The following is a 14,127-nucleotide window of genomic DNA, read 5'->3' as shown; positions in this document are numbered from 1 at the left end:
AGGATGACCAACGTTGACCGCTTGCGTCCCAGCTCGCGCGGCGTGACGCCCGCTTTGATCGTCTCTGCCGACCAGCGAGATCAATACCGCTGGAAGTAGCTGAGCCTCGGGCGGGTCAGAGGCTCGCGGTGAGCAGGGCGCACCCGGCCAGCGGCACCACAGCGGACAGCGTCCCCACGAGCGCCGCCGAACGAATCCGGGTACGGGAGACGAGCGCCGCGAGCGTCGCCAGGCTGACCAGCAGCGCGAGGAACATCGCCGGCAGGGCCACGTAGAGCCCGAAGAGCAGCATCCGGGACCGTTCCGAGTCGCACACCTCGCCGCAGCCCACCGGGACCGACCCGGAGAGCGTGCCGAGAAACAGGCCGAACGCCACCACGACCGCCGCGTACCAGCCGATCAGCACCAGGAACGAGGCGCGCGGGTCGGCCCTGCCCGTCCCGACGAGGGCAGGGCGCGTCGCCGACAGCGTCATGGACGAAGTATCAGGCATCGCGCGAGCGGCGTCAGCCCGTGGCGTACCCGCTGGACGGGCCGGCGTTGCCGGGTCCACCCGGACCACGTCCGCGAGGAGTCGGCAGCTACTAGGTTTCGGAACATGCCATCTGGACCTTCGCGCCACCGCCCCGGAGTTGGTTGGCTGGTCCGCCGGCTGCCGACCCGGGCGGTCCAGGCGGCGTCCCACCTCCAGGCTTTCGTACTCTCCGGCGTGGTCACCGTGCTGGCCCTGCGGGCGTACCTGGAGGCCACCGACTATCCGCAGCTCGGCGGCGGCGGGCTGCACATCGCGCATGTGCTCTGGGGCGGCCTGCTGCTCGCGGTCGGCCTGGCGATCCCGTTGATCTTCCTGGGCGAAGGGGCACGCACCGCCGGGGCGATCGTCGGCGGCGTCGGCTTCGGCCTGTTCATCGACGAGGTGGGCAAGTTCGTCACCACCGGCACCGACTACTTCTACGCCCCGGCTGCCGCCATCATCTACGTCGCGTTCGCCCTGCTCGTCCTGCTCACCCAGGCGGTGCGTGGGCGTACCGGTCGATCCCAGTTGACCCCGGCCGAGCGTACGGCCAACGCGCTGGACGTGGTGCTCAGCGCTCAGCCCGCCGGGCTGACGGACCGGCGCCGGGCGGACGTGCGGCGTCTCGTGCGGGGCGCCGGGCCTGCCACCGCGGCTGCCATGGAGCAGTTGCTGGACACGATGCCCCGACGTGAGCCGCCGTCGGTCCGGTTCTGGCAGCGGGCGGCCGACCGGGCCCGGCGTCTCGCCGCCTGGGCGACGCGGCAGCGCTGGCTGGTCTGGCTGGTGGTGGTCTACCTGGTGGTGGAGCCGGTGCTGGTCGTGGTGGCGGTGCTGCTGGACGGTGTGACCGGAGAGCTGGACCAGGAGCGCGAGTGGGGCGCGGTGCTCGGTGTCACCGCTACCGCGCTTGTCACGGCGGTCCTCAGTCTGCGGGCGGCGTGGCTGCTGCGCTCGAACCGGCTCGAGGCGTTCCGGTTCTTCAAGCTCGCGCTGCTGGTCAGCCTGCTGTTCGGGCAGGTCTTCAACTTCACTGTCAACCAGTTCAACGCGGTAGCCGTGGTCGCGATCGACCTGGCCCTGCTGGGGGTGGTGACCGCCGAGCACCGCCGGTTGCGGCGCGCAGCCGACAGGGGCGACCCCGTTGACGCTCCATAGGATGGCTCACCGACCACGGTCCCAGTGAGAGGGCGTTTCCCATGGTGAACAGAAGCGACGTCGAGGCCGCTGCCGCGCTGGTCTCCGGGCGGGTCCGGGAAACTCCGGTCATCGCTGTCGACGGCGCTGACCTGGGCGTGCCCGGCCAGCTCAGCCTCAAGCTGGAGCTGCACCAACACACCGGCTCGTTCAAGCCGCGGGGGGCGTTCAACCGGATGCTCCAGGGGCCGCTGCCCTCGGCCGGGGTGATCGCCGCCTCCGGTGGCAACCACGGCCTCGCGGTGGCGTACGCGGCCCGGTCGCTGGGCGTGCCGGCGGAGGTCTTCGTGCCGGTCACCTCCGCACCGGTGAAGGTGCAGCGGCTGGCCGGGCTGGGTGCCCAGGTGCGGCAGGTGGGCCAGCACTACGCCGAGGCGTTTGCGGCGAGCACCCAGCGGGCCGCGGAGACCGGCGCGCTGGTCGTGCACGCCTACGACCAGCCGGAGGTGGTGGCCGGTCAGGGCACCGTCGGCCGGGAGTTGGAGGCGCAGCTCGACGGGATCGACACCGTGCTGGTGGCGGTCGGCGGCGGTGGGCTGGTGTCCGGCATCGCGAGCTGGTTCGACGGGTCGGTGCGGGTCGTGGCCGTCGAGCCCGAGCAGATCCCCACCCTGCACTCCGCGCTCAAGGCCGGCGGGCCTGTCGACATCGAGGTCGGCGGCATCGCCATGGACTCGCTGGGCGCCCGCCGGATCGGCGACATCGCGTTCGACACCGCCCGCCGGACCGGTGTGGTCTCCGTGCTGGTCAGCGACGAGGACCTGGTGCGGGCGCGTCGGCTGCTCTGGTCGGAGCTGCGGGTGGCCGCCGAGTTCGGCGGTGCCACCGCGCTCGCCGCGCTGGTCGGCGGGGCGTACGTGCCGCAGGCGGGGGAGCGGGTGGCGGTGATCGTCTGCGGCGGCAACACCGACCCGAGCGACCTCGGCCCGGCTGCACCGCACTGACGCCGAAGGGCGGCGACCCGGCGGAGGAGGGACTCCGCCGGGCCGCTTCGGGTCAGATCGGATAGGTGCGCGCGACCGCCAGCATCTCGGAGCTGTGCGACCCGACGACGCCGACGTCCGGCGGCCGGGGGCGGAAACCGGGCAGCGCGTCGAGGCCATCACTGGCGTCCATCGCCCGCAGCGACACCTGCGCGGCGGTAGGCCGCAGCGTCAACGTCACCTCGATCCCCTCGGCCGGAGGGGCGTGGAAGACCAGCCCGAATCCCCACCTCCCCTCGCGGGCCTCCACCGGCACCGGCCGGCCGGCGACCTCGGCGCGCAGCACCGTGGCCGTCGACGCGTCGACGTGCAGCGTGGCGAGCCGTACCGTCCGCTGCGGGGTGAGCCGCAGCCGCAGCGTGCGTTCGTCGCCGGAGGTGCTGTCGGCCACCACGTCGACCTTCGGCGCCGGCAGGTTCGCCGCCTGCGCGGGCCCGGCGCGCAGCTCAGCGTCGCCGAGCCCGGGGAAGTCGTCGCCGACATCGGTCACCCCGTCCACGTAGCCGTCCGTCCACGGCTGCGGGTCGGTTTCGCGGCTCAGCCAGCGGGCCTGGCCGGTGCCGGCGTCCAGTGCGTACATCAGGTGGGTGGGCGCGGGATGGTCGGCGTCGAAGCGGTCGACGGCCAGCCCGACCCCGGCGAGCACCACCGCCGCGACGGCGGCGGCCCCGGCCGGCAGCATCGCGAGCCGCCGGGCCCGCAGTGCGACCAGCCCGCGCTGCCCGCCGGCCTGCGGATGCAGCAGGTCGACCACCGGCAGGGCGGTCAGACCGAGCAGTACCGCGAACAGCGCGGCCACCCCACCCATCGCCATGCCCAGCGCGGGGAAGAGCAGCACCACCGTCGGCAGCAGGATGGCCACCCCGACCGCGGCGGCGGCGGTCACCGCCACCACCGGCCACGGCCCGGTCTGCCGGGTCCGCAGCGCGACCAGCCCGCCGATGGCACCGGCCAGGGCCGGCAGGGTCGTGAGGTACGCCCCGCCGGGAACCGCCACGGCGAGCAGCACGCCGAGCAGCGCCAGCCAGGCCAGCCCGCCCACGGCCAGCGCGGCCGGGCCGATCCGGCGGCGCAGCAGCGCGTACCAGGCGAACACGATCGCGGCGGCGAGCGCCAGCACGGCCAGCCGGTACCAGATCGGGCGGTACGGGTCGAGCAGCTCCGCGTACCCCGGGCGGATCGTGGTGATCGCCAGCCAGAGCAGCTGGGCGGCGACCGGCGCGACCACGATCGGCACCAGGGCCAGCCCGAAGCCGGCGGCCAGCCGGCCGGCGCTGGCCCGCCCGGCGCGGCGGGTCAGCCAGCCCAGCGCGGCCACGGCTGCCACGGCGAGCAGGGCCAGCGGCAGGGTGAGCCAGCCGGGGTAGCGGACCAGCCCGCCGGGGACCGGGAAGTAGGTGGCGTCGTGCCCGGAACGCATGTCGGTCAGGTCGGTGCGGCCGAACTCCCGGGCCAGGCCCAGCGCGTTGTCCCCGTGCTGCTGGAGACTGCCCCGGTCCATCGCCGCAGGGGTGTCCAGCGGGGTGTGGTAGATGGCGCCGCCGTCGATGTACGCCGAGTTCAGCCCGACGAACTTCTGGTCCAGGAAGGCGGTGAAGTCGGTGTCGTTGGGCAGCGCCCGGTAGATCTCCACCGCGAACGAGGTGCCGACCGGGTGTGGGGCGGCCCGGCCGAAGACGTCCACCAGCCGGGAGTTGTTCTTCGACGTCTCGAACATGATCACCGGACCGGTGGAGCCGCGCGCCTCCAGGTTGAGCACCACCCCGCCGTCGGCGGCCAGCGGGTGGCTGGCGGCGAACGCGGCCGCGCCGCACAGGCACGCCTCCTCCGCGTCGGTAAGCACGAAGACGATGTCGTTGCGGGGCTTCGGACCGGCCGCCAGCGCCCGCGCCACCTCCAGGATCGCCGAGGTGCCCGCCGCGTCGTCGTTGCCACCCGGCCCGGTCTGCACCGAGTCGTAGTGGGCGACGAGGAACACCCGGCCGGTCGGATCGGTGCCGGGAAGCCGGGCCACCACGTTGCGGACCCGGGCCACAGTCGCCCCACCCGCCGCGCCGCTGAGCTGGCCGGCCTCCGGGGCCACCGTGTCCTGCACCTCGGTCTCCAGGCCCAGCCCGCGCAACCGCTGCTCGATGTGCGCGCGTACCTGATCGTTTGCCGCGCTGCCGGCGACGTGCGGCCGGGCCGCGATGACCTGGACGTCCTCGTACGCCCGGCCGGCGCTGAACTCGTCGGCCGGCGCGCTCGCCGGGGACGGCGCCGGAGTGCGCAGGTCGAGCAGGCTGCCGGCGCCCACCGCGGCCAGCGCCGCCATCGCAGCCGCGACGGCCAGGAGCCGGCGGCGCGGTCGGGCCAACGCGCGGTCGGCGGGAGGTACGCCCGGACCGGGGCGGGCCGGACGGCCCGTCGCAGCCTGGGTGGGGGGTGCGCCCACGGGGAACTCCTCGAAGGTGGTGGGGGCCTGGGGTGGCACTATCCTGCCGTCCAGCGACTTCGGGCGGGATGGCCGGTCGGCCAGCGATCGGGCCGAACGGTCACGGGGGCAGTGACGCGGCCCATCCCCGCCCGCGCCGAGGCCGCCGTGTTGTGTGCGACCGTTGTCTAATACAGGATCAGCAGGGCACTCGGAAGGAGCCCGACATCACCAGCGAACTCCCGCGTCTCGCGGCGGTGACCCGGCCGCACCGGGGACCCGGCCTGGCCGGTTCCCCAGTCGTGCCGTACCCGCACGGCGGCCTGGCGCGGCACGCCAACCTGCCGCCGGGCGAGCGGCTGCGGGTGCTGCTGGTGGAGGACGACGAGGGTGACGCCTTCCTGGTCGGTGAACTGCTCGCCGAGACCAACTCGATGATCGAACTGCTGGTCGCCACCAGCCTCAGCGAGGCGCGGCAGCGGGTCACCGGCGTCGACTGCGTCCTGCTCGACCTGGGCCTGCCCGACGCGCAGGGGCTGGACGGGCTGCGTCAGGTGCTGGAGATGTCCAGCGGCGCGGCGGTGTGCGTGCTGACCGGCCGCTCCGACGAGCACCTGGGCATCGTGGCGGTCGCCGAGGGCGCACAGGACTACCTGGTCAAGGGCCAGGTGGACGGGGTGCTGCTGACCCGGGCGCTGCGCTACGCCGTGGAGCGCAAACGGGCCGACGAGAACGCCCGCCGGCTGCGTGAGGTCGAGCTGCGCCAGGCCGAGTCGGCCCGCCTCGAACGCGGCCTGCTGCCCCAGCCGCTGATGACCACCGACCAGGTGGCGGTGCACACCTTCTACCGGCCGGGCCGGCACGCGGCGCTCATCGGCGGGGACTTCTTCGACGTGGTCCAGACCCGTCCGGACCGTCTCTACCTGATCGTCGGGGACGTCTGCGGACACGGGGTGGACGAGGCGGCCCTCGGCGTCGAGCTGCGGGTGGCCTGGCGGGCGCTGGTGCTCGCCGGGGTACCGGACGACGAGGTGCTGCCCGCGCTGGAGCAGGTGCTGATGAGCGAGCGCCGGCTCCAGGAGATCTTCGCGACGGTGGCCACCACCCGACTGGACCTGGACGCCAACCGGGCCACCGTCCGACTCGCCGGGCATCCGCCGCCGCTGCTGCTCTCCGGCGGCCGGGTCGTCCCGGTGCCCGCACCCGGCGGCCTGCTGCTGGGCGTACGACCCCGCCGGCCGATCGCCTACGACCTGGAGTTCGACACCGATGACTGGTCCCTGCTGATGTACACCGACGGCCTCATCGAGGGGCGTGTGGGCGCGGGCAACGAACGCCTCGACGTGCCGGGTCTGAGCGGCCTGCTCGACGAACCGGCCAACCGCGAGGTGTCGCTGCCCGATCTGCCGGCCTGGCTGGTCGGTCGCGCGGAGCAGATCAACGGCGGCCCGCTCGCCGACGACGTGGCCATGCTGCTGGTCAGCCGGGGTGGTGGGCGGTGAAGGCAATGAGCGGCGGCTGGAGTCTGCGCCGCCGGGTCATCACCCTGCTCACCGTCGTGGGTGTGCTGTTGATCGGTCTGGCCGCCGCGGAGGCGGCGGTGGCGGCCCGCAACCGCACGCAGATCGACGCCGTCCTGAACCAGACAGGTCCGCTGCGGGTGCAGTCGCAGGAGCTGCTCAACGCGCTGCTCGACCAGGAGACGGCGGTCCGGGGGTACGCGGTCAGCGGCAAGCCGGCCGACCTGGGTCCGTACCGGGAAGGGCTGGACCAGGAGAAGGCGGTCATCGCCTCGATGGGCGAGCTGATCGGGGACTATCCGCAGGTCGGCCGGGAGCTGCGGATAGTCCAGGAACGCGTCGGGCAGTGGCGGCAGACGGTGGCGGAGCCGGTGATCACCACGACCGAGCGCAGTGGCACCCAGGCCGGCCAGGCGTTGGTCACCGACCAGGCTCGGCAGCAGTTCGACGAGGTCCGCGCGGCGGTCTCCAGCCTCCAGGAGGAGATCCTGGCCGCCCGGGAGCAGTCCGCCGCCGACGTCCGCAGCAGCAGCAACGTGCTGGTCGTCCTGTTGATCGTCGCCGCCCTGGTGGTGGTCGTGGCCGGCACGGTGCTGCTGGTCTCGCTGGACCGGATGGTGGTCCGGCCGCTGACCGGCCTGGCCGGCCAGGTCCGCGAGGTCGCCGAGGGCGACTACCAGCACCGCATCGCCACCGACGGCCCACCGGAGTTCATCAGGCTCGGCGACGACGTGGACGCGATGCGCCAGAAGATCGCCTCCGACCTGGCCGAGGTGCGCCAGGCACGGGAACGCATCGAGTGGGTCAACAGCCAGCTCCAGAAGCAGGCCGAGGAGCTGACCCGGTCCAACCGTGACCTGGAGCAGTTCGCGTACGTGGCCTCGCACGACCTCCAGGAGCCGCTGCGCAAGGTGGCCAGCTTCTGCCAGCTGCTCCAGCGCCGCTACGCCGGGCAGCTCGACGAGCGGGCCGACCAGTACATCGCGTTCGCGGTCGACGGCGCCCAGCGGATGCAGCGCCTGATCAACGACCTGCTGGCGTTCTCCCGCATCGGCCGCCTCACCACCGGCTTCACCGAGGTCGACCTGAACAAGGTGCTCGGTGACGTGGCAGGTCAGACCGAGGCCGCCCGGCAGTACGCGGACGCCGAGCTGACCTGGACCGAGATGCCGGTGATCCGTGGCGAGGAACCCCTGCTCACCAACCTGCTGGCAAACCTGGTGAGCAACTCGGTCAAGTTCCGCCGTCCGGACGTGCCGCCGAAGGTGCACGTGTCGGCCCGGCTGGTCGGCGCCGAGTGGGAGATCACCTGTCAGGACAACGGCATCGGGATCGAGCCGGAGTTCGCCGACAAGATCTTCGTGATCTTCCAGCGGCTGCACTCGAAGGACGCGTACCCGGGCACCGGCATCGGGTTGGCCATCGTCAAGAAGATCGTGGAATACCACGGTGGCCGGGTCTGGGTGGACACCGACGTTCCGGAGGGCACCGCGATCCGGTTCACCCTGCCGGCGCTCCCCGAGGACGTCGAGGCCGCTGCCGCCGCCGACGCGCCGGAGCAGTCGGAGCCCTCCGCGCCGGACGACGCGGCGACCCCGGCCGAGGCGCCGGCCGGGCCGCCGGAGCAGTCCGCCGACCCGGACCGGCCGGACCGGGCCGACGGAGCACCGGAAAGCGGTAGAACGGGTGACATGAGGGAGACGGTGGGATGACCGCGCCAGCGGACGGCAAGAGCCCGATCGAGGTCCTGCTCGTCGAGGACGATCCGGGTGACGTGTTGATGACCCAGGAGGCGTTCGAGGAGCACAAGCTCCGCAACCGGCTGACCGTCGTCTCCGACGGCGCCGAGGCGCTCGCCTACCTGCGGCGGGAGGGCCAGTACGCCGACGCGGTGACCCCCGACCTGATCCTGCTCGACCTCAACCTGCCCCGCCGCGACGGCCGGGAGGTGCTCGAAGAGATCAAGAAGGACGAGGAGCTGCGCCGCATCCCCGTCGTGGTGCTCACCACCTCCCAGGCCGACGAGGACATCCTGCGCAGCTACCAGCTGCACGCCAACGCCTACGTGACCAAGCCGGTGGACTTCGAGCGCTTCATCTCGGTGGTCCGCCAGATCGACGAGTTCTTCGTCAGCGTGGTCAAGTTGCCGCCGCGTGGCTGACACCCTGCTCGACGACGTCGGTGACCTGCTCCGCGAGGCCGCCGACCAGGTCGTGCTGCCGCTGTTCCGCAAACTCGACGACGCCGACGTGTCGGAGAAGGCGCCGGGCGAGGTCGTCACCGTCGCGGACCGCCGGGCCGAGGAGCTGATCTCGGCGCGGCTGCGGCACCTGCGCCCCGGCTCGATCGTGGTGGGCGAGGAGGGCGTCGCCGACGATCCGGAGCTGCTGCGGCACCTGCGCGACGGCGGGGACGTGTGGCTCGTCGACCCGGTCGACGGCACCGCCAACTTCGCCGCCGGCCGTCGACCGTTCGCACTGATGGTGGCGCTGTTGACCGACGGGCGGCCGACCGCCGGCTGGATCCTCGATCCGCTGGCCGAGACGCTGGCCTCGGGCTGGGCCGACGAGGGCGCCCTGCTCAACGGCGAGCCGGTGGACAACGCGGGCCAGGTGCCGTCGCTGGGTGAGCTGCGCGGCGCGGCCATGACCCGGTTCCTGCCCCCCGAGGCCCGGGACCGGGTCCGTGCCGGCGGCCGGCGACTCGGCGAGCTGCTGCCCGGCCAGCACTGCGCGGGCCGGGAGTACCTGGACATCCTCACCGGTGAGCAGCAGTTCACCCTGTTCTGGCGCACCCTGCCCTGGGACCACGCCCCGGGGGTGCTGCTCGTGCGTGCCGCCGGTGGGGTGGCCCGCCGGTTCGACGGCGTCGACTACCACCCCGCCGACGAGGGGCGAGGTCTGCTCGTCGCGGCCAACGAGCAGGTCTGGGCCGAGGTGCACGAAGCCCTCCTCAGCTCCTGATCCGAGCGCTGCGCGACAGTGCCGGGACGCTGCGTCGACATCGAGCCCGTCGGAGGGTCAGGGGGCTGGTCACCGGCGGGCGTTCCGGTATCGTGACCGGCGGTCTCCGCCAGCAGGCCGCCGACCGGCGCCGGCGGGGACGCCGCCGCGTAGTGGGTTTCACCGGGGCCGGCGGTCGACGGAAGGACGCTTTCGTGCCCAGGACCAGGCTCACCCAGCGGCGCGGTCGCCGCGCTCTGCTCGCCGTGCTCGCCGCCGTCACGCTCGTGCTCGTCGGCGGCGCCGTCCCCGCGTACGCGGAGCCCGACGAGGGTGGCACCAAGAAGCTGCGGGACGCGTTGGAGCTGACCGCCAAGGGCCACATCGAGGCCAAGGCCAAACTGGACAACTCCAAGCGCCGGCAGACGGCGCTGACCGGCGAGTTGAAGTCCGTCGAAGGTCGGCTGGTGGGGCTCACCGCCCAGGTCGGCGAGGTGGCCGCGCAGTCGTACCGGGTCGGCCGGCTCACCCCGGCGACAATGCTGCTCAACACCAGCACCCCGCAGGCGTTCCTGGAACGCGTCAGCGACCTCGACATGATGGCCCAACGGGACAGCAAGCGGCTGCGCGATCTCGTCAACGCCCAGCAGGAGGCCCAGCAGGCCAAGCTCGCCATCGACGCGGAGGTCCGCGAGCAGCAGAAGCAGCTCGCCGTGATGGCGAAGAAGAAGAAGGAGGCCGAGGCGGCTCTCGCCGAGGTCAGCTCGGGCGTCAGCGGCGGTTTCAGCGGCGGCAGCTCCGCCTCGGCGAAGCCGGCGCCGCGGAACCCCGACGGGTCGTGGCCGTCCGAGTCGTGCTCGGTGAAGGACCCGACCACCTCCGGCTGCATCACCCCGCGCACCCTCAACGCCCTCAAGCAGACCCAGGCGGCCGGTTACAAGCGGCACGTCTCCTGCAAGCGTGAAGGCGGCGGCGGCGAGCACCCAAAGGGCCGCGCCTGTGACTTCTCGGCAGCCACGAACGGCTTCGAGGACCGCAACGCGACGGGCGGCGACAAGGCGTACGGCGACAGCCTGGCCGCCTGGCACGTCCGAAACGCCGACCGGCTCGGTGTGCTCTACGTGATCTGGTACCGGCAGATCTGGCATCCCGGCACGGGTTGGCGCGCGTACAGCGGCAGCGGCAGTCCCGCCGCCAGCCACACGAACCATGTTCATCTCTCGATGTACTGACCCGGAGCGCCAGCTTCGCTGCGTACCATCGCGACGATGAGCTCCCCACCGTCCGACGTAGCGGCCCCGCAGGCCTCGGCCGCGCCCGTACCTGCCACCGGCCGGGCGCTGCCCAACGGCCTGGCCGCGTTCCTGGTCTTCTTCTCCAGCGGTGCCGTGCTGGTGCTGGAGACCGTCGCGTTGCGCCTGGTCGGCCCGTACGTCGGGGTGACCCTCCAGGTCACCAGTTCGGTGATCGGCATCGCGCTCGCCGCCATCGCGTACGGCGCCTGGTCCGGCGGCTGGCTGGCCGACCGGCGCGACCCGCGCGGCCTGCTGGCGCCGGCGCTGGTGCTGGCCGGCATCGCCACCGCGATCACGCTGCCCGTCGTCAGGTACGCCGGTGAGGTGCTGCGCGGCGGCGCGGCCAGCGCCATCCTGCTGCTCGTCGCGTTGGCCGTGTTCGTGCCTGCCGCGCTGCTCGCCGCGGTCACCCCGCTTGTCGTGAAGCTCCAACTCGCCGACCTGCGCCGCACCGGTCAGGTCGTCGGGCGGCTGTCCGGCATCGGCACCCTCGGCGGCATCACCGCCACCCTGCTCACCGGGTTCGTGCTGGTCGCCGCCCTGCCCACCACAGTGATCCTGGTGGCGTTGGCGGTGGCGCTCGGGCTGGCCGGCATCGCCCTGGGGTGGTATCTGCGCCGGCAGGCGCCCACCGACCTGCCCGGTCCGGCCCGCACCCGGGCCGCGCTGGCCGTGCTCGGCCTGCTCGGCGCGGGTCTCAGCACCGTCGCCCCGAACCCGTGCGACATCGAGACGGCGTACCACTGTGCCCGCGTGACCACTGACCCCGGCCGGCCCGACGGCCGGACGTTGCTGCTCAACTCCGCCCAGCACTCGTACGTGGACCTGGCCGACCCGAAACACCTGGAGTACGCGTACACCAAGTGGATCGGCGCGGTCGCCGACGTGGCCGCGCCGGCCGGGCAGCGGCTGGACGCCCTGCACCTGGGCGGTGGCGGTTTCACGGTGCCGCGGTACCTGACCGCCACCCGGCCGGGCACCGACAACGTCGTCTTCGAGATCGACGGCGGGCTGGTCGAGCTGGGCGAGCGGGAGTTGGGCGTACGCACAGGCCCGGACCTGCGGGCGGTGGTGGGCGACGCCCGGATGCTCGTCGCCGGGGAGCCGACGGACAGCCGTGACCTGGTGGTGGGTGACGCGTTCGGGCACCTGGTGGTGCCGTGGCACCTGGCCACCCGGGAGATGGCCGCCGAGATCCGCCGGGTGACCCGCCCGGGCGGGGTGTACGTGCAGAACGTCATCGACTACCCGCCGCTGCGGTTCATCCGCGCCGAGCTGGCCACGGTGGCCGCCGAGTTCACGCACGTCGCGCTGATCGCCCCACCGGAGGCGCTCGCCGAGGAGCAGGGCTCCAACTTCCTGATCGTCGCGTCCGACGCTCCGCTGCCGCTGGACGCCGTCCGCGGCCGGCTGGGCGAGACCGACAGCAAGGTCAGTCTGCTCTCCGGCACCGACCTCACGGACTTCGTCGGTTCGGCGCTCGTGCTGACCGACGACTACGCCCCTGTGGACCAGCTGCTGGCGACCGCCTGATCGGGTGACATCCTGACCGATTCCGATCGTCCAGGTGTAGGTGTCCCCCGGGCGGGCAACTACGGCCACCATGGGCGGTGGGGACCGGAACGGCGCGCAACTCCTCGATGAGCGGTACCGGCTCGTCGAGCAACTCGGCGCGGGCGGGATGTCGGTGGTCTGGCGCGGCTACGACGAGGTGCTCGGTCGCCAGGTCGCCGTGAAGGTCCTGGCGTCCCGGCTGGCCAGCGACCGTGCGTTCCGGCACCGGATCCGGGTGGAGGCGCAGGCCGCCGCGCGGCTCTGCCACCCCAACATCACGAACGTGTACGACTACGGCGAGTCCGAGCAGGTCGGCCTGACCGTGCCGTACGTCGTGATGGAGCTGGTGGACGGCACGTCACTCGCCAGTCGGCTGGGCCGCGAGGTGAAGCTGCCGTGGCGGGAGGCGGTGACGATCGGTGCCGAGGTCAGCTCCGCGCTGGCCACCGCGCACGCTCGCGGTGTGGTGCACCGCGACGTCACCCCGGGCAACGTCATGCTCACCTCGACCGGCGTCAAGGTCGTCGACTTCGGCATCTCCGCGCTGGTGGGGGAGAGCGAGAAGGGGCCGGACGGCGCGCTGCTCGGCACACCCGCGTACCTCGCCCCGGAACGGCTGGACAACGGCCAGGTCTCCCCGGCCACCGACGTGTACGCCGTCGGACTGCTGCTCTACCGGATGCTCACCGGCCGGCTGCCGTGGCAGGCCAGCACGACCACGCAGATGCTGCGCGCGCACATGTACAACGACCCGGACCCGATGCCACAGGTACCCGGCCTGCCGGACGCGGTGAGCGATCTGGTGCGGCGCTGCCTGGCCAAGAAGCCCGCGGACCGTCCGGCCACCGCCGAGCTGGCCCGGACCCTCGCCGAGGCTGCCGGAATGCTGTCGGCCGTGCCTGTCTCGCCTGCCGCCGGGAATCTGGACCCGGCGGCGTTGGCCAGCGCGGGCACCACCATCCTGCCCTGGTCGGCGGCGACCGACGCGTTGCCGCTTTCCCGGACCCGTAACCGCACCCGGCGGGAGCACAGCCGTCGGCGGCGGGTGGAGGCAGGGGTGGCCGCCGTCGGCCTCATCGCGGTCACCGGCGCGATGTGGGGGTTCACCTCGCGCAGCCCGGCCAGCGGCGAGGACCGGCCCACCACCGAGGCCCGGATGGGCCTGCCGAAGGCGGCGCCCTGCGAGGTGGCGTACGCGCTGCGGACCGACTCGGGCAAGGACTTCGCCGCCGAGCTGACCCTGACCAACAAGGGTGAACAGGAGCTGCGGGACTGGACGATGAGTTTCACCTTCCCCGGCCAGCAGGCGGTGACCAAGGCGGACCCGACGTCGGTGCGGCAGGAGGGGAACACGGTGCTGATCCGCCCGGCGGCCCAGCGCAGCACTCTCGCGCCAGGCGCGGCCGAGAAGGTCACCCTGACCGGGACGTACAGCGGTGCGAACCCGCTGCCGGTGGAGTTCCGGGTCGGCGACAGCACCTGCGGCGTACGCGTCTCCGGGGTGGCCGGCAGCGCGCCGTTGACCGCCCCGGCGACCAAGGCGGCCACCACGAAGACCCCGCCGAAGAAGACGACGAAGACCACCACGAAGGTCGCGCCGAAGGCCCCGGCGCCGGCGAAGGCTCCGAAGAAGCCGGGCAAGGGCAAGGGGCCGGGTGGTCCGGGAAAAGGGTGAAAGCCGCTGAGGGGCACGGTGGCGGCCACCGGAG

11 protein-coding genes are annotated in these 14,127 nt (G+C 73.0%); 9 read left to right on the top strand and 2 right to left on the bottom strand.

Annotated features, from left to right (window positions below):
• Positions 1–115: 115 nt before the first annotated feature.
• Positions 116–475: a hypothetical protein gene (locus ACZ6N8_RS22635; protein ID WP_466012455.1), complete on the bottom strand. Its 360-nt coding sequence runs from the start codon at positions 473–475 to the stop codon at positions 116–118.
• Between the two features lie 177 nt (positions 476–652).
• Here ACZ6N8_RS22635 and ACZ6N8_RS22630 point away from each other — a divergent pair, with 177 nt between their 5' ends.
• Together ACZ6N8_RS22630 and ACZ6N8_RS22625 are read left to right on the top strand one after the other, a co-directional pair.
• Positions 653–1,672: a hypothetical protein gene (locus ACZ6N8_RS22630; RefSeq protein ID WP_466012474.1), complete on the top strand. Its 1,020-nt coding sequence runs from the start codon at positions 653–655 to the stop codon at positions 1,670–1,672.
• Positions 1,673–1,713: 41 nt separating this feature from the next.
• Positions 1,714–2,655 carry a threonine/serine dehydratase gene (locus tag ACZ6N8_RS22625; RefSeq protein WP_466012453.1) on the top strand — a complete coding sequence of 314 codons (942 nt, stop codon included), beginning with the start codon at positions 1,714–1,716 and terminating at the stop codon, positions 2,653–2,655.
• 52 nt (positions 2,656–2,707) lie between these two features.
• Here the strand turns inward: ACZ6N8_RS22625 and ACZ6N8_RS22620 are convergent, their stop codons facing one another.
• Positions 2,708–5,128 carry a M28 family peptidase gene (locus ACZ6N8_RS22620; protein WP_466012451.1) on the bottom strand — a complete coding sequence of 807 codons (2,421 nt, stop codon included), beginning with the start codon at positions 5,126–5,128 and terminating at the stop codon, positions 2,708–2,710.
• Positions 5,129–5,409: 281 nt separating this feature from the next.
• Between ACZ6N8_RS22620 and ACZ6N8_RS22615 the strand changes: the two genes are divergently transcribed.
• From ACZ6N8_RS22615 to ACZ6N8_RS22585, 7 genes are all read left to right on the top strand, one after another.
• A complete protein-coding gene (locus ACZ6N8_RS22615; RefSeq protein WP_466012449.1) occupies positions 5,410–6,609 on the top strand; it encodes a PP2C family protein-serine/threonine phosphatase in 1,200 nt (399 codons plus the stop codon).
• Positions 6,606–8,339, top strand: coding sequence for a sensor histidine kinase (locus tag ACZ6N8_RS22610; RefSeq protein WP_466012447.1), 1,734 nt, complete (start codon positions 6,606–6,608; stop codon positions 8,337–8,339). The genes ACZ6N8_RS22615 and ACZ6N8_RS22610 overlap by 4 nt, the downstream gene beginning before the upstream one ends.
• Positions 8,336–8,788, top strand: coding sequence for a response regulator (locus tag ACZ6N8_RS22605; protein WP_091569521.1), 453 nt, complete (start codon positions 8,336–8,338; stop codon positions 8,786–8,788). Before ACZ6N8_RS22610 ends, ACZ6N8_RS22605 begins: the two co-directional genes overlap by 4 nt.
• Positions 8,781–9,590 (top strand): inositol monophosphatase family protein, encoded by an 810-nt coding sequence (locus ACZ6N8_RS22600; protein WP_466012445.1) that lies wholly within the window; start codon positions 8,781–8,783, stop codon positions 9,588–9,590. The genes ACZ6N8_RS22605 and ACZ6N8_RS22600 overlap by 8 nt, the downstream gene beginning before the upstream one ends.
• A gap of 194 nt (positions 9,591–9,784) precedes the next feature.
• Positions 9,785–10,801: a coiled-coil domain-containing protein gene (locus ACZ6N8_RS22595; protein ID WP_387115312.1), complete on the top strand. Its 1,017-nt coding sequence runs from the start codon at positions 9,785–9,787 to the stop codon at positions 10,799–10,801.
• A 36-nt stretch (positions 10,802–10,837) separates the two neighbouring features.
• Positions 10,838–12,397: a fused MFS/spermidine synthase gene (locus tag ACZ6N8_RS22590; RefSeq protein WP_466012443.1), complete on the top strand. Its 1,560-nt coding sequence runs from the start codon at positions 10,838–10,840 to the stop codon at positions 12,395–12,397.
• 70 nt (positions 12,398–12,467) lie between these two features.
• Complete coding sequence (locus tag ACZ6N8_RS22585; protein WP_466012441.1) at positions 12,468–14,093, top strand: serine/threonine-protein kinase; 1,626 nt, start codon at positions 12,468–12,470, stop codon at positions 14,091–14,093.
• The last annotated feature ends 34 nt before the right edge of the window (positions 14,094–14,127 follow it).

The organism is Micromonospora sp. NPDC047521 (genome assembly GCF_055587305.1).
Note: the sequence above shows the minus strand (reverse complement) of the source record. Positions and strands in the feature narration are given on the sequence as shown.